Here is a 14,783-nt window from a genome sequence, read left to right as displayed (position 1 = left end):
GATCCGCATCGCGAGAGTGCCCTTGGGGAACGACGCCCGAACCATCCGCGCGGTCAACTCCGGCACCCCACGGTCATCCCACGCTTCCAGCGACACCTCTCGACCCTTCCCACCCGACGAATCCGACAATCATGCCAACAGGTGAATCCGAGTGGTTTGGCTATTCCCCAACGGAGTCCTGAAGGGCGCAGCACTGGCCCGCAACCCGGGTAGCCGCGGTGGCCGGCGGCCGCGCCGGTCCTCATCGCGTCACCACCGCGACCCGGACGCGGGACAGCCCCAGCAGCTCGACCAGCCGGGCGGCGGAGGTCAGCGGGGTGTGCAGGACCACGGTGCCGCCGCGACGGGCGGCGTGCCGGTGCAGGTGGATCAGGTTCCGGTGGTCGATGAAGCGCAGCCCGTCGGCGCGGATCACCAGCTCGCCGGTGGGGTCGTCGACGTTCGCGCGGGTGAGCGCGGTGTCGAAGACGTCCTGGTTGGAGGTGTCCAACTCCCCGTCGAGGACCAGCTCGTCGCGCCCGGCGTACAGGTGGAACAGGGTGGCCCCCGGGTCGGACGCGGGGTGCAGGCAGGCCAGCTCCTCGATCGCCCGCTCGTCCAGCACCCGCCGGTCGTATCCGCAGGCGGCCGACATCGGCCGGATCCGCATGAAGCGGTCGACCAGGTGTTCGTAGCGGGTGAAGGCGGCGCGCTGCTCCGCGGTGACCACGAGCGTCGTCGCGTCGGCGGCCACCCGCAGGCCGGCGTGACCGTCGGCCAGGGCCGCGTCGGTCAGCGCGGCGTAGGCGGCGACCTGGGCGGCCGGGTCGACGACGTGCCGCTCGCCGTAGGTGTCGCGTACCGACACCACCTCCGCCGCCCCGCCGCGCAGCGCTTCGCGCAGGTGCGGGACGCCCTGCCACCGGGCCACGGCGACGTTCCCCGGCTCGGCGGTGACGTAGCGGACCCGCTCGCCGGCGTCGAGGCCGGTGAGGAGGAACCGCTGTGCTCGGGCGTCGAAGACCGTCGTGTCGTCGAAGGTCCAGCAGACGTGTCCGGGCGGCATGGAGCGCACTGATTCGCTGGTCAAGCTCTCCGCCTCATGTCCGGATTCTATGCCGCAGCGGCGGGGTGCGCGCAGCGCGACCGCCGTGCACGGGACGCCACGCCCGGGCGCGGCGTCTACCGTGACCCGATGCCGATCACCAGACGCCGCGCGCTCACCTGGCTCGGCGCCGCGTTCGGCGCGCCGCGACCTGCGGCGGCGGAGCGGCCCTGGTCGACGCGGCGGTGCTGCCCGGCAGGTCCGTGCTGAACCAGGCCCTCGGCCGGTGCGCCGCGACGACCCGGCGCAGGAGCTGCGGGGCCACGCCGGGACCGTCGGTGAGCGGCACCTTCCGCTCGCCGGCGCGCCGCCGGGAGGTCGCCTTCGCGCTGTCCTACCCGCCGGGGTACGCGCCGGGCGCGCGGTTGCCGGTCTGCCTCGCCCTGCACGGGTACGCCAGCGACGCCGCGGCCGCGGTGCGCAGCGGCGACTATCCCGCGTTCATCGCCGGGGCGGTCCGGGCCGTGCCGCCCCGTTCGTGCTGGCCGCCGTCGACGGCGGTGACGGGTACTGGCACCCGCATCCGGACGACGACCCGTTGACGATGCTGACCGGGGAGTTCCTGCCCCTGCTGGCCAGCCGTGGGCTGCGCACCGACCGGGTCGCGGTGGCCGGCTGGTCGATGGGCGGCTACGGCGCGCTGCTCTGCGCGCTCACCCGCCCCGAACTGTTCCGGGCCGTCGTCGCCACCTCCCCGGCGATCTTCCGCTCCTATGCCGACGCCCGTGCGGTCAACCCCGGCGCGTACGACTCGGCGGGGGAGTGGGATCGCTACGACGTGGTGGCCCGGGTGCGGGAGTTCGCCGGGCTGCCGCTGCGGGTGGCGATCGGCGCAGCCCGACCCGTTCACCCCCGCGGTGCGCGCCTGGCGGGACCGGCTGCGACCCGGAGGTGGTACGGATCTCCACCGGCTGTCACGACGGCCGGTTCTGGTCCTCGGTCGCGGCGGAGCAGGTCCGCGCGATCAGCGCCGCGCTGGCCGACTGACCGCGCCCGGGCCGGCCCCCGCCGGGGCTCAGCCCGGAGTGCCGGCCAGGTCCGCCGGCCGCTCCTCCACGGTCGCCGGCCGGCCCATCCGGCGCCACGGGCCGCCTAGCAGCGGGGTGAGTACGACCAGGACGTAGGCGGTGCCGATCGTGACCAGGGTGGCGGTGGTGCCGAACCGGTCGGTGGCCAGGCCGGCGCCGAGAGCGCCGAGCGGCATGGCGGCCCAGGCGCCGGCGCCCACCACCCCGTAGACCCGGGCCCGCATGTGCGCGGGTACCCGCTCCAGCTTGACCGCGCCGATCAGCGGGTTGATCGCACCCGCGGCGAGACCGGAGACCGCGAAGATCGCGACCACCACCGGCAGCGGCGGCGCGGCGGCCAGGGCCCAGAAGGGTGGCCCGCCGGCGATCGCGAAGGTGGTGACGAAGGTGGCGCGGCGGGCAGCCGGTGGCCGACGGCGCTGAACAGCAGCGAGCCGACCAGCGCGCCGCCGCCCATCGCGCCCACCAGCAGGCCGAACGCGCTGGCCCCGCCGAGCTCGCGTTCCGCCACCACCGGCAGCAGCACGCTGCTCTTCGTCGCGTCGAAGCAGTTGGTGATCAGCACCAGCAGCACCACCGCGCGTAGCAGCGGCTCGCGGACCAGGAACCGCACCCCGGCGGCGAAGTTCCGCCAGTACCCGCCGGATTCCTCCGGCGCCTGCCCGGCGGGGCGCATGGCGCGGGGCACCAGCAGCGTCACCACCAGCGCGGAGACGGCGAAGGTGGCGGCGTCCAGGGCCAGCACCGGCAGCGCGCCGAGGGCCGCGACCAGCAGCCCGGCCACGGGCGCGCCGAGGAGTCGGGAGCCGCGTTCGGTGGCCTCGAACCAGCCGATCGCCCGTTCGATCGGCACCCGGGCGGCGGTCGCCGCCTCGGGCAGCAGCGCGGTCCGGGCGGTCTGCCCGGGCGTGTCGAGCAGGCCGCTGGCGAAGACCAGCGCGAGCAGCGCCCAGAACGGCAGGCCGACGGTCGCGTCGAGCAGCGGGATGGCGGCGACGTCGCGCCGGAGACCAGGTCGGCCAGGACGCTGGCCCGGCGGTAGCCGATCCGGTCGACCAGCACGCCGCCGAGGGCGCCGCCGAGCACCACCGGCGCGGCGGCGAACGCCCCGGTCAGGCCGGTCGCCGTCGGTGAGCCGGTCTCGGCCAGCACGTAGAGCGGCAGGGCGATGTAGGTGAGCATGTTGCCGGTGAGCGAGACCGTGTGGCCGATCAGCAGGCCGAGCAGCGGGCTCCAGCGGCGTGGCGGGGCGGTCACTGCGGCCCCCGGTAGGCCTGCCAGATCAGCGTGACGGTGCGGGCGCCGGGCCGGTCGGGGGCGCTGCGGGCCCGCCAGCGGGCACCCAGGTTCGCCAGTTCGGCGCGCAACTCGAGCAGCTCGTCGGGGGTCAGGTGCATGATCTGGTCGCTGCTGGTGGTGCCCCGGACCCAGTCCGGGTCGAGGGTGGCCTCGCTGTCGAGGTAGGCCTGGAACCGTTCCACGTAGCGCTGGAAGGAGGCCCGGCGCAGCAGGTCCGAGGCGAGCTTGCGCTCTGGGTCGTGCAGCACCTCGACCGGTTCCCAGTTGGTGCGGTCGTGCGCCGCCCGCCACCACCGCTCCCGGCGGTTGCGGGCGTGCTCGGGCGCCTCCCGGATGAAGCCGTGCTCGGCGAGCTTGCCGAGGTGGTAGCTGACCGACCCGACGGCCTCGTCGACCAGCTCGCTGAGCATGCCGACGCTCTGCGGGCCGCGTACCCGCAGCTCGCCGAGGAGCCGCAGGCGGGTGGGGTGGGCCAGGGCGCGCATGGCGCGCGGGTCGGTCAGGTGCAGGGTTGACTCGTCCTCGGACATGGGGACAGGCTAGACGTACAAGATGTGATGTACAAGAAGTCTTGTTGAACGTCGCCGGAGTGGACGGCGCGGGTGGGCTCAGGCGGGGCGGCGGCCCTTGAGACGGCGGCCCAGCTCGCGGGCGATCTCCCGATTGGCGTCGCGTTCGGCGAGCGCCTGCCGCTTGTCGTACGACTTGCGGCCGCGGGCCAGGCCCAGCTCGACCTTGGCCCAGCCGTTGCTGAAGTACATCGACAGCGGCACCAGCGTCACGCCCCCGTCGCGCAGCTTCTCCAGGATTCGGGCGATCTCCACCCGGTGCAGCAGCAGCTTCCGGGTCCGGCGGGGCTGGTGGTTGGTCCAGGTGCCGAAGCCGTACTCGGCGATGTGCAGGCCGTAGAGCATGATCTCGCCGTCGCGTTCCTGGGCGAAGGCGTCGACCAACGACACCCGCCCCTCGCGCAGCGACTTCACCTCGGTGCCGGCCAGCACGATCCCCGCCTCGTACGTCTTCAGGACGGTGTAGTCGTGCCGGGCCTTCTTGTTGGAGGCGATGAGCTTGCGCTCCGTGTCCCTGGACACGACGACCTCCTGCGGGTGGACTGCGGACCGGTGCAGAATACCCGCCGGCACCGCCCGGGTCGGCGGGGCGCGACGGGGACGGGGCGGCAGGTCCAGCCGTACCCTGCCGCCACCCGCCCGCGGGTAGGGTCGGCGATCGTGACCGAACCGGACTTCCTCACCGCCACCCGCAGTTCGTACGACACGATGGTCGCCGACTACACCGAGTTCGTCCGCGACGAGCTGGCCGCCCGGCCGCTCGACCGGGCCATGCTCGCGGCCTTCGCCGAGCTGGTGCTCGTCGACGGGGGCGGGCCGGTGCTGGAGGTGGGCTGCGGCCCCGGACGGATCACCCGGCACCTGCACGACCTCGGGCTCGACGCCGCCGGCCTCGACCTGTCGCCGGCCATGATCGCGCAGGCCCGACGGGCGTACCCCGACCTGCGCTTCACCGAGGGGTCCATGCTGGAGCTCGACCTGGCCGACGGCGCGCTCGCCGGCCTGGTCGCCTGGTACTCGGTCATCCACCTGCCCGACGACCGGCTGCCGGCCGCCTTCGCCGAGTTTCACCGGGTCCTCGCTCCCGGTGGGCACCTGCTGCTGGCCTTCCAGGTCGGTGACGAGCCGGTGCACCGCACGGACGCGTGGGGACGCCCGGTCTCGCTCACCTTCCACCGGCGCCGGCCCGACCGGGTGGCGGCCCTGCTGGACGCCGCCGGGCTGGTGGTGCACGCGCGGATGCAGCGCGAGCCGCAGGAGTTCGCCGGGCGGCCGGAACCCACCCCGCAGGCCTATCTGCTGGCGCGCCACCCGGCTGACGACCGGCGGTGACCGGGCGACCACGACGCTCGTATCCTTCTCCCGCGGATCCTGTCCGTGGACCGAAACGAGCCGATGAGGAGGTTGGTGTGAGTAGCCGGACCGAGACGTTGGAGTTCCAGGCCGAGACGCGTCAACTGCTGCAGTTGATGGTGCACTCGATCTACTCGCACAAGGACGTCTTCCTGCGGGAGTTGGTCTCCAACGCCTCCGACGCGCTGGACAAGCTGCGGCTGGAGTCGCTGGTCGACAAGGATCTGGAGGCCGACACCGCCGACCTGCACATCGAGATCGAGACCGATCCGGCGGCCCGCACCCTCACCGTGCGGGACAACGGCATCGGCATGTCCCGCGAGGACGTCGTCTCGCTGATCGGCACCATCGCCCGCTCCGGCACGGCCGAGCTGCTACGCAAGCTGAAGGAGTCCCGGGAGGCCTCCGCCCAGGACCTGATCGGCGTCGGCTTCTACTCGACGTTCATGGTGGCCGACACCGTCACCCTGCTGACCCGCCGGGCCGGCCAGACCGAGGGCACCCGCTGGGAGTCCACCGGCGAGGGCACCTACGTCGTGGAGACGGTCGACGACGCTCCGCAGGGCACCTCGGTCACCGTGCACCTGAAGCCGGCCGACAGCGAGGACAATCTCGCCGACTACACCGACCACGGCAAGATCCGCGAGATCGTCAAGCGGTACTCCGACTTCATCGCCTGGCCGATCCGGCTCGTCACGCCCGACGCCGAGCCGGTCACCCTCAACTCGATGAAGGCGCTCTGGGCCCGGCCGCGCGACGAGGTCGCCGAGGAGGAGTACCGCGACTTCTACCGGCACGTCAGCCACGACTGGGCCGACCCGCTGGAGACCATCCACATGCGGGGAGAGGGCGTCTTCGAGTACGAGGCGCTGCTCTTCATCCCCACGCACGCGCCGTTCGACCTGTTCATGGCCGACGGCCGGCGCGGGGTGCAGCTGTACGTCAAGCGGGTGTTCGTGATGGACGACTGCGCCGCGCTCATGCCCAACTACCTGCGCTTCGTCAAGGGCGTGGTGGACGCGCACGACCTGTCGCTGAACATCTCCCGGGAGATCCTCCAGCAGGACCGGCAGATCCAGATCGTGCGCCGCCGGCTGGTCCGCAAGGTGCTCGCCACCGTCAAGGAGATGCGTACCGAGCACGCCGACCGGTACCGGGCCTTCTGGTCGGAGTTCGGCCGGGTGGTCAAGGAGGGGCTGCTGGAGGACCCGGACAACCAGCAGGCGATCCTCGACATCGTCTCGGTCGCCTCCACCCACGACGCCACCGAGCCCACCACGCTGCGCGAGTACGTCGAGCGGATGAAGGACGGCCAGGAGGAGACCTACTACGCCACCGGCGAGACCCGGGCCATGCTGGAGAACTCGCCGCACATGGAGGCCTTCCGCGCCAAGGGCTACGAGGTGCTGCTGCTCACCGACCCGGTCGACGAGGTGTGGGTGGAGCGGGTCGCGCAGTTCGACGGCCGGCCGCTGCGCTCGATCGCCAAGGGCAGGTGGACCTGGACACCGCGCAGGAGCGCGAGGAGGCCGAAACGGAACGGGAGCGGCAGACCAAGGAGTACGCCGCCCTGCTCGCCTTCCTCGGCGGCGCGCTGGCCGACAGCGTCAAGGAGGTGCGGCTCTCCTCCCGCCTGACCACCTCGCCGGCCTGCATCGTCGGCGACGCGCACGACATCACGCCCACGCTGGAGAAGATGTACCGCGCGATGGGGCAGGAGGTGCCGAAGGTCAAGCGCATCCTCGAACTCAACCCGACCCACCCGCTGGTCACCGGCCTGCGCGCGGCGCACGAGCGTGGCGGCGACTCGGGTGCCCTCACCGAGACCGCCGAGCTGCTGTACGGCATGGCGCTGCTCGCCGAGGGCGGCGACCTGGCCGACCCGGCCCGGTTCGCCCGGGTCCTCGCCGACCGGCTGGCCCGTACCCTCTGACGCGACGACGGCCCCGGCCCGGTGGGGGAGCACCGGGCGGGGGCGCCTGCTCAGGAACCGACCCGCACGCCCATCGCCGCCCAGGTGGCCGGGCCGACCACCCCGTCCACGGTCAGCCCCCGCATGCCCTGGTACCAGCGCACGCCGGCCTCGGTCTTCGCGTCGAAGGCGCCGTTCGCCGGGCCGCACCGCTTCGCGCCGACGAACCGCTGAACGAAGGCCACGTCCCCGCCCGTGCTGCCGCGCCGCAGCGTCCGCGAGCCCGGTCTGCCCCCGGACACCGGCGTCGCCGGCCGGCCGCTGGGCACCGACGGGGGCCGGCGTGACGGCCGCGCGCAGGGCCGCCACGGTACGCGGGCCGACCACCCCATCGGCGGTGAGCTTTCGGGCGGTCTGGAACGACCGTACCCAGGCGGCCACGGCCGGCCCGAACACCCCGTCGGCCGTCAGCCGGGCCCCGAGGCGGTTGGCGACGGCCTGCAACTCCCGGACGTCACCGCCCCGGCAGCCGGCGCGCAGCAGCCGGTCGCCGAGCCGCGCCGTCGTGGCGGTGGCGATCCCCCACGGGTGGCGGCTGTCCTCCAGGCTCCGCTGGTGGCTGACGCTGACGTGCAGGTGCTTGTCGTGCGGGTTCGGCCCGGTGTACCGGGCCGGTCGGAAGCTGCGGGTACGGCTCCAGATCTTCCGGTCGTAGATGACGTACTGGGTGGACGGATGGTTGACGGCCTGCCGGACGACCAGCAGCGGGTCGATCCCGTCGACGTCCACGTCCACCGCGTTGACCGACTGGTCGTCATTGTCCGGATTATGGTCCGAGCGGCGCGCCTGGTGACTGGCATCGCCCAACCAGCCGTCGGACTTGCGGTCCCGCTGCGGCCAGCGGGTGTCTATCTCCTCGCGCAGCACCCGCAGCGCGGGCGCCAGGTGCACGCCCATCTCACTCCTCCTCTTCCAGCGCGGCGGCCAGGTCGAAGTCGACCTCGTCGCCGGCCAGGCTCTCCGGGTCGTCGTCCTCGTCCAGGGTGGCGACGAGGTAGTCGGTGTCGATGCTGACGGTGTCCATGAAGGTCCTTCCTCTCGCGGATGGCCGGCCGCCGCGAACCGAGGCGGACCGTGACGGCCAGGGCGCCGGCGACCGGCATCCGACGGTCGGCGGGTCCGAAGCGTCGGCGCCGCGGCCGCGCTCTGCTCCCTACCGTCCGAGTCGGCGGCCGGGCTGCCCAGACATGAGTCGCCAATCAGCGGCAACGCTGACCGTCCGGCGGCGCGGGCCGCCGATCGAACCCGCCTGACCAGCGAAGACGGGGAGGTGACGGCACCTGATCCGCCGCTCGGGGCGAGACTTTCGGCCCAGTCGTGACAGGTTCCCGACCGGCCCTTGTAGAGCACCGCCGGCCACCCCGCAACTCGAAGGACGAAGCCGTCGCTCAGCCGGGTGAAGAACTTCACAAGAAGTGGGCAATCGCCCGAAACAGTTCCTAACGTCGTTCGTGTTCGCGATCGCGGACACCACGGCCGGTAACGCCTAATCCATGCCGCCGGCCGGTGGGACCTTTTCAGCGGGCATGGAGCGGGGGACCCACACGTTCCTCGGTGCACGTCACCTCGGGGTGAAGCCGCCCACGGGCGGCCGGGCTCCTCGGCCCGAACCCGACAGCTCACCTCGTCGGCGTGGAGGAATCCACATGGCAACTGAATACACCGCCCGTCACCGACGGGTCAGCTCGCGCCGCATCGCCGTCGGCACGCTCGCCGTCGGTGCGGTCACCGGGGTCGCCGCCGTCCTGGCACCGGCGTCGCCGGCGAGCGCCGCCAGCGTCAACTGGGACGCGATCGCCCAGTGCGAGTCCGGCGGCAACTGGCACATCAACACCGGCAACGGCTACTACGGCGGCCTGCAGTTCTCGCAGAGCACCTGGTCCGGCTACGGCGGCAAGAAGTACGCCTCCCGCGCCGACCTGGCCAGCCGGGGCGAGCAGATCGCGATCGCCGAGAAGGTGCGCGACGGTCAGGGCATCGGTGCCTGGCCGACCTGCGGCCGGAAGGGTGGCTCCACCAGGAGCTACTCCACCACCTCGGAGAAGTCGCAGAAATCGCAGAAGTCGGAGCGGCGCTCGTCGAGGGCCACCGCCACCGAGCGGTCCTCGCGGGAGCAGCACAGCACCCGCAGCCAGCGGCGCAGCGCGCCGGCCGGGACCGGCGACGTGTACGTGGTGCGGCCGGGTGACACCCTGTCGCAGATCGCCGACGCCCGGGACCTGGCCGGTGGCTGGCAGGCGCTGTACGAGCGCAACAAGCGCGTGGTCGGCGCGACCCGGGGCTGATCTTCCCCGGTCAGAAGCTCAGCCTCTGACGCGTCACCGCCCTGCACCAGGGGTGGACCGTATCGACGCCCGGCCGGCCCGTGCCGCGCGTCGTGGTCTCCCGTGGCGCACCGTCGGAGCACCCGGCGCGGTGTCACTCCGATTCACCTGGCGGTGGCGACGGCCGGTTGGTCGCGCCGCGCCGGGTAGCGGCAGCGCCACGTGCCCGGTCCCGAGCACGGCCGAGCGCGGAACCCGACGGGCCCGCCGCGGTGCCGGATAGGGTTGGCCCAGGTGTGCCGGGAAGTCTGGTCGGCGATGGATGACGCGACCCCTGCCGACGAGGAGTTTCCGTGACCGACGCCACCCGGCGCCGTGCCAACCTGTTCGCCCGACGCTCGTGGGGCGAGACCAGCCGTATCTCCGCCATTCTCCGCAAGGAGACCGTGGGCGGAGGCCTTCTGCTCATCGGGGCCCTGTTGGCGCTCGTCTGGTCGAACTCGCCCTGGGCGGACAGCTACCAGTCGCTTCGGGACTTCCGGGTCGGTCCCGCGTCGCTGCACCTCGACCTCAGCCTGGCCACCTGGGCTGCCGACGGCCTGCTGGCGATCTTCTTCTTCGTCGCCGGCCTGGAACTCAAGCGTGAGTTCGTCGCCGGCGACCTGCGGGATCCGCGTCGCGCCGCGGTGCCGGTCGCGGCGGCCGTCGGTGGGGTGCTCCTGCCGGCCGCCATCTACTACGTCATCGCCGCCGGCGCGGGCGGGGGCGCGGTCAAGGGCTGGGCCATCCCGACCGCGACCGACATCGCCTTCGCGCTGGCGGTGCTCGCGGTGGTCGGCCGGTTCCTGCCCTCCGCGCTGCGCACCTTCCTGCTCACCCTGGCCGTCGTTGACGACCTGCTGGCGATCGTCATCATCGCGGTCTTCTACACCAGCGACTTGTCGGTCGCGCCGCTGTTGGGCGCCCTGGTGCCGCTGGCGGTGTTCGGCTTGCTGGTGCAGCGCCGGGTCCGGTCGTGGTGGCTGCTGCTGCCCCTGGCCGCGGCGACCTGGACGCTGATGCACGAGTCCGGGGTGCACGCCACCGTGGCGGGGGTCCTGTTGGCGTTCACCGTTCCGGTGATCCGCAGCGAAGCCGCCGGTGGGCCGGATGCGGGACCGGGTCTGGCCGAGCACTTCGAGCACCGGTTCCGGCCCATTTCCGCCGGGGTGGCGGTGCCGGTTTTCGCGTTCCTCTCCGCCGGCGTCACCATCGGTGGTGTCGCCGGTCTGGCCACCGCCCTGACCGACCGGGTGGCGCTGGGCATCGTGGCCGGCCTCCTCGTCGGCAAGCCGGTCGGCATCATGGCCGCCACCTGGCTGGTCTCCCGGTTCACCCGGGCCGACCTGGACGAGGGCCTCAACTGGCTCGACGTGCTCGGGCTGGCGCTGCTCGGCGGGATCGGCTTCACCGTGTCGCTGCTCATCGGCGAGCTGGCCTTCGGCCTCGGCAGCGAACGCGACGGCCACGTGAAGGTCGCTGTACTCGCCGGGTCCCTGCTCGCGGCGCTGCTCGCGACGGTCATCCTCCGCGCCCGCACCCGCCTGTACCGGCGGGTGCACGAGCTGGAGACCGTCGACCGTGACCGGGATGGCATCCCGGACGTCTACGAGTGGCAGACCGACGGCACCGCTGGTCGCTGAGCTCACGCACGAACCCGCTGCCGCCCCCCGTGGCCGGCGCGGTGTGGTTCACCCGCTGGTGCCCGGTGGTTATGATCACCGGGATCCGTGGAGCGCCGGGAAGTCTGGTCGGCACCTCGACCAACCACGTCCCCCGGAGGTCAACCCGTGCTGCTGCTCTCCTTCGCCGCCGTCCTGCTGGCCGCCGTGCTCGTGTCGGCGCTGGCCCACCGCACCATCCTCTCCACGGCGGCGCTGTTCCTGGTCGCCGGGTTCGTCCTCGGTGAGGACACCACCGGGGTACTGCACCTGCGGGCCGACTCGCCGATCGTGGCGCAACTGGCCGAACTCGCGCTGTTCGCGGTGCTGTTCACCGACGGGATGCGGGTCGGCTGGGCCGACCTGCGCTCGGCGTGGCGGCTGCCGGGTCGGGCGTTGGGCTGGGGCCTGCCGCTGACCCTGCTGGTCACCGCGGTTCTCGCCCACTTCGTGGCCGGGTTGGACTGGCCGGAGGCGCTGCTGGTCGGGGCGATCCTCGCTCCGACCGACCCGGTCTTCGCCGCCGCGCTGGTCGGCAACGACAAGGTTCCGGCCCGGCTGCGGCACCTGCTCAACGTCGAGTCCGGGGTCAACGACGGCCTGGCGCTGCCGTTCGTGGTGGTGCTGCTCGCCGTGGCCGCCGGCTCCGACGACCTGCACCTGGGGGACCTGGGCATCGAGTTGGCGGTCGGACTGCTGATCGGCGTGCTGGTGCCGCTGGTGGCGATCGCGTTGGAGCGGACCCGCTGGCTCGCCGCCTCGGCCGCGTACGCGCCGCTGAACGGGGTGGCCATCGGTCTGCTGGTGCTGGCGTTGGGCAAGGCCACCCACGGCAACCTGTTCCTGGCCGCGTTCGCCGCCGGGATCACCGTCGCGACGTTCGGGCCGCGGGAGCGCGCGGCGTTCGAGCACTTCGGGGAGAACGTCGCCGAGCTGCTGAAGCTGGCCGCGCTGCTGGTGTTCGGGGCGCTGATCTCGGTGGAGTTCCTCGGCGAGATCTCCTGGACGGGCTGGGTGTTCGCGGTGCTGGCGATCGTGGTCGCCCGGCCGGTCGCGTTGTGGATCTCGTTCCTGCGGTCCGGGCTGGGCCTGCGGGAGCAGGCTGCCGCGATGTGGTTCGGGCCGAAGGGGTTCGCCTCGGTGGTCTACGGGCTGCTGGTGCTTGAGTCCGGCATCGCCGCCGGGGACGAGGTGTTCCACCTGGTCGCGCTGACGATCGTGATCTCGATTCTCGCGCACTCCTCGACCGACGTGGTGGTCGCCCGGGCCTTCGACGAGACCCGGGAGGTCCCGGCCTGGCACGGGGTCCTGCGCCGGGCGCGGCGGTCGTGACGGCTTCCGGCCGGCGCGACGACTCCGCCGTCGCGGCCCCGCACCGCGGGGCCGGTGGCGGGCGACGGACCGGCCACGGACCGGCCCGCCGACCCGACCGGGGATCAGGCGAACGCGAAGTAGCGCAGCCAGAGGTAGGGCGCGGCGAGCCCGACGGTGACCAAGGTGACCACGAGCCCGTAGCGGGTGAACTGCCAGAAGGTGATCCGCTGCCCGGCGCGTTCGGCGAGGCCGAGCACGACGACGTTGGCCGACGCGCCGACGGCGGTGGCGTTGCCGCCGAGGTCCGCGCCGAGAGCGAGGGCCCACCAGAGCACCCGGGACTGTCCGGTGTCACCCTGGGCGTTGACCAGCTCGGCGACCACCGGGCTCATGGTGGCGACGTAGGGGATGTTGTCCACGATCGCCGACAGCACGGCCGAGCCCCAGAGCAGCACCATGGTGGCGGGGAGCAGCCGGTCCGCCGTGGCGTCGATGGCGGCGCGCGAGATCTGCTCCACCACACCGGTGTTGACCAGGGCGCCCACCATGACGAACAGGCCGGCGAAAAAGACCAGGGTGGGCCACTCGACGTCCCGGCTGATCTCCCCGGCGTCGAGGCGGGAGAGCGCGAGCAGCAGCAGTCCGCCGAGCAGCGCGACCACGGCCGGTTCCAGGTGCAGGGTGGTGTGCAGGACGAAGGCGGCGGTCACCGCGCCGAGCACGGCCAGCCCCAGCACGAGTAGCCGCCGGTCGCGGATGGCGTCGGCCTCGCGCAGCGCGGCGATCTCCGCGGCGCGCTCGGGGTCGTAGCGGAACGCCGACCGGAACAGCACACGGCACAGGCCGAGGAAGACCAGCAGCAGCAGCGCGATGAAGGGGGCCAGGTGGATGAGGAAGTCGTTGTAGCTCAGGCCGCCCCGGCTGGCGATGATGATGTTCGGTGGGTCGCCGACGAGGGTGGCGGTGCCGCCGATGTTGGAGGCCATCGCCTCGGCGATCAGGAACGGCACCGCCGGCACGCCGAGGCGTTCGCAGACCAGGAACGTCACCGGGGCGACCAGCAGCACGGTGGTGACGTTGTCCAGCGCCGCCGAGGCCACGGCGGTGATCAGGACCAATAGCACCATCACCCGGAACGGCCGGCCCCGGGCGCGCTTGGACGCCCACACCGCGACGTACTCGAACGCGCCGGTGCGCTTGAGCACCGCGACGATGAGCATCATCCCGACCAGCAGGAAGATGACGTTCCAGTCGATGCCGGCGTCTTCGGAGAAGAACGCGTGCTCGGTGTCGGTGGCGCCGATCAGGAACATCACCGCCGCTCCACTGAGGGCGGCGGCGATCCGGTGGATCTTCTCGGTGGCGATCAGGACGTAGGCGACGGCGAAGACGGCAACCGCCGCCCAGGCAAGCCCGCTCACGGTGTGCCCAGCATCCGGTCGAGCAGCGCGTCGAGGGTGATCCCGCCGACCATCCGCTCCCCGCGGGCGGCGACGGCGACGAGCGGGCTGCGCTTCTGCGCCATCACCGCGGCGATCTCCAGGACGGTCGCCCGTGGATCGACCACCGGTGGCTCCGCCTGCTCGTGGGGGAGCAGGTCGGCCACCGTCCGGCCTTCGACTCCCCGCAGGAACATGTCCGCCGACGGTTCGTCGATCATCCGGGCCAGGGTCGGATCCTCCCGGCAGTAGCTCGGGATGACCAGGCGGAGCACCTGGGTGCCCGGCAGCACCGTGACGGGGCAACCGGCGCCGTCGACCACGACCAGCCCGGGCAGGTTGTGGCTGGCCAGGATCCGGGCCGCCTCCAGCGCCGGCGTGTCGACGGTGATGGTGGGAAAAGGCACCGCGAGGTCTCGGGCTCGCACGGACGACTCCTGCGGGTCTGGTGGGGACGTGGCTCATCACACGCCGACCAGACTTCCCGGCACACCGGTGATCACTCTAGCTGTCCGGCGGCACGGGACCGGCAGGACGAGCCGGGTTTTCCGCCCGTGGCTACGCCGGCCCGGCCGGGTACGCCCGGGTCTCGCTGGCCTTGACCGCCGCCCACACCCGCTGCCCGGGGCTCTAGCCCGGGAGCATCGATCGATGTACAGCTACGTACGTCTGAGCATCGATCGATGTACAGCTACGTACGTCTGAGCATCGATCGATGTACAGCTACGTACGTCTGAGCATCGATCGATGTACAGCTACGT

Annotated in this window: 15 protein-coding genes, 2 pseudogenes and 1 riboswitch; of the genes and pseudogenes, 7 read left to right on the top strand and 10 right to left on the bottom strand. The window is 72.5% G+C overall.

Annotated elements, in window-relative coordinates:
- Nucleotides 1-241 precede the first annotated feature (241 nt).
- Nucleotides 242-1,069 (bottom strand): MEDS domain-containing protein, encoded by an 828-nt coding sequence (locus JNW89_RS11410; protein WP_238448872.1) that lies wholly within the window; start codon nucleotides 1,067-1,069, stop codon nucleotides 242-244.
- Nucleotides 1,070-1,362: 293 nt separating this feature from the next.
- Between JNW89_RS11410 and JNW89_RS11405 the strand changes: the two genes are divergently transcribed.
- Entirely contained in the window at nucleotides 1,363-1,626 is a 264-nt protein-coding gene (locus JNW89_RS11405; RefSeq protein ID WP_238448871.1) for a hypothetical protein, read from the top strand.
- Nucleotides 1,563-2,180: an alpha/beta hydrolase-fold protein gene (locus JNW89_RS11400; protein ID WP_238448870.1), complete on the top strand. Its 618-nt coding sequence runs from the start codon at nucleotides 1,563-1,565 to the stop codon at nucleotides 2,178-2,180. Before JNW89_RS11405 ends, JNW89_RS11400 begins: the two co-directional genes overlap by 64 nt.
- Here the strand turns inward: JNW89_RS11400 and JNW89_RS11395 are convergent.
- The 4 genes from JNW89_RS11395 to smpB form a co-directional block, all read right to left on the bottom strand.
- A complete protein-coding gene (locus JNW89_RS11395; protein ID WP_238448875.1) occupies nucleotides 2,100-2,453 on the bottom strand; it encodes an MFS transporter in 354 nt (117 codons plus the stop codon). The genes JNW89_RS11400 and JNW89_RS11395 overlap by 81 nt on opposite strands.
- Nucleotides 2,372-3,031 (bottom strand): MFS transporter, encoded by a 660-nt coding sequence (locus JNW89_RS11390; RefSeq protein WP_238448874.1) that lies wholly within the window; start codon nucleotides 3,029-3,031, stop codon nucleotides 2,372-2,374. The genes JNW89_RS11395 and JNW89_RS11390 overlap by 82 nt, the downstream gene beginning before the upstream one ends.
- Nucleotides 3,032-3,365: 334 nt before the next feature.
- Entirely contained in the window at nucleotides 3,366-3,941 is a 576-nt protein-coding gene (locus JNW89_RS11385) for a transcriptional regulator (protein ID WP_238448869.1), read from the bottom strand.
- A 78-nt stretch (nucleotides 3,942-4,019) separates the two neighbouring features.
- A complete protein-coding gene (gene smpB, locus JNW89_RS11380) occupies nucleotides 4,020-4,502 on the bottom strand; it encodes an SsrA-binding protein SmpB (protein ID WP_238448868.1) in 483 nt (160 codons plus the stop codon).
- A 138-nt stretch (nucleotides 4,503-4,640) separates the two neighbouring features.
- Between smpB and JNW89_RS11375 the strand changes: the two genes are divergently transcribed.
- Both JNW89_RS11375 and htpG read left to right on the top strand, forming a co-directional pair.
- Nucleotides 4,641-5,312 carry a class I SAM-dependent methyltransferase gene (locus JNW89_RS11375; RefSeq protein WP_238448867.1) on the top strand — a complete coding sequence of 224 codons (672 nt, stop codon included), beginning with the start codon at nucleotides 4,641-4,643 and terminating at the stop codon, nucleotides 5,310-5,312.
- Between the two features lie 137 nt (nucleotides 5,313-5,449).
- Nucleotides 5,450-7,266: pseudogene (htpG, locus tag JNW89_RS11370) on the top strand (molecular chaperone HtpG).
- Between the two features lie 50 nt (nucleotides 7,267-7,316).
- Here the strand turns inward: htpG and JNW89_RS38060 are convergent.
- From JNW89_RS38060 to JNW89_RS36685, 3 genes and pseudogenes are all read right to left on the bottom strand, one after another.
- Nucleotides 7,317-7,490: a peptidoglycan-binding protein gene (locus JNW89_RS38060; RefSeq protein WP_238448866.1), complete on the bottom strand. Its 174-nt coding sequence runs from the start codon at nucleotides 7,488-7,490 to the stop codon at nucleotides 7,317-7,319.
- A gap of 172 nt (nucleotides 7,491-7,662) precedes the next feature.
- A pseudogene (locus tag JNW89_RS38690) lies at nucleotides 7,663-8,202 on the bottom strand (peptidoglycan-binding protein); the annotation flags it as partial.
- Between the two features lies 1 nt (nucleotide 8,203).
- Complete coding sequence (locus JNW89_RS36685) at nucleotides 8,204-8,329, bottom strand: hypothetical protein (protein ID WP_255540690.1); 126 nt, start codon at nucleotides 8,327-8,329, stop codon at nucleotides 8,204-8,206.
- Nucleotides 8,330-8,778: 449 nt separating this feature from the next.
- Nucleotides 8,779-8,953, top strand: a riboswitch (cyclic di-AMP (ydaO/yuaA leader).
- Between JNW89_RS36685 and JNW89_RS37315 the strand changes: the two genes are divergently transcribed.
- The 3 genes from JNW89_RS37315 (at nucleotide 8,952) to JNW89_RS11340 (ending at nucleotide 12,601) form a co-directional block, all read left to right on the top strand.
- Nucleotides 8,952-9,590 (top strand): transglycosylase family protein, encoded by a 639-nt coding sequence (locus JNW89_RS37315; protein ID WP_306344840.1) that lies wholly within the window; start codon nucleotides 8,952-8,954, stop codon nucleotides 9,588-9,590. It overlaps the preceding riboswitch by 2 nt.
- A gap of 332 nt (nucleotides 9,591-9,922) precedes the next feature.
- On the top strand, nucleotides 9,923-11,251 hold the full coding sequence (nhaA, locus tag JNW89_RS11345) for a Na+/H+ antiporter NhaA (RefSeq protein WP_238448864.1): 1,329 nt from the start codon (nucleotides 9,923-9,925) through the stop codon (nucleotides 11,249-11,251).
- A gap of 147 nt (nucleotides 11,252-11,398) precedes the next feature.
- Nucleotides 11,399-12,601, top strand: coding sequence for a cation:proton antiporter (locus JNW89_RS11340; RefSeq protein WP_309139975.1), 1,203 nt, complete (start codon nucleotides 11,399-11,401; stop codon nucleotides 12,599-12,601).
- Nucleotides 12,602-12,705: 104 nt separating this feature from the next.
- Here the strand turns inward: JNW89_RS11340 and JNW89_RS11335 are convergent, their stop codons facing one another.
- Nucleotides 12,706-14,004, bottom strand: coding sequence for an ArsB/NhaD family transporter (locus tag JNW89_RS11335; protein ID WP_238448863.1), 1,299 nt, complete (start codon nucleotides 14,002-14,004; stop codon nucleotides 12,706-12,708).
- The gene (locus JNW89_RS38055; protein ID WP_238448862.1) at nucleotides 14,001-14,450 is read right to left on the bottom strand and encodes a CBS domain-containing protein; all 450 of its coding nucleotides are present in this window, start codon (nucleotides 14,448-14,450) and stop codon (nucleotides 14,001-14,003) included. The genes JNW89_RS11335 and JNW89_RS38055 overlap by 4 nt, the downstream gene beginning before the upstream one ends.
- Between the last annotated feature and the right edge of the window lie 333 nt (nucleotides 14,451-14,783).

It is taken from the genome of Micromonospora sp. 4G55, from assembly GCF_016803375.1.
The sequence above is the reverse complement of the archived record's forward strand: the minus strand, read 5'-3'. Positions and strand labels throughout refer to the sequence as shown.

Bases quoted from the DNA above. Each gene is read 5' to 3' on its own strand.
- JNW89_RS37315 (WP_306344840.1), top strand. From the start codon at position 8,952: ATGGCAACTGAATACACCGCCCGTCACCGACGGGTCAGCTCGCGCCGC.
- JNW89_RS11385 (WP_238448869.1), bottom strand. From the start codon at position 3,941: ATGTCCGAGGACGAGTCAACCCTGCACCTGACCGACCCGCGCGCCATG.
- JNW89_RS36685 (WP_255540690.1), bottom strand. From the start codon at position 8,329: ATGGACACCGTCAGCATCGACACCGACTACCTCGTCGCCACCCTGGAC.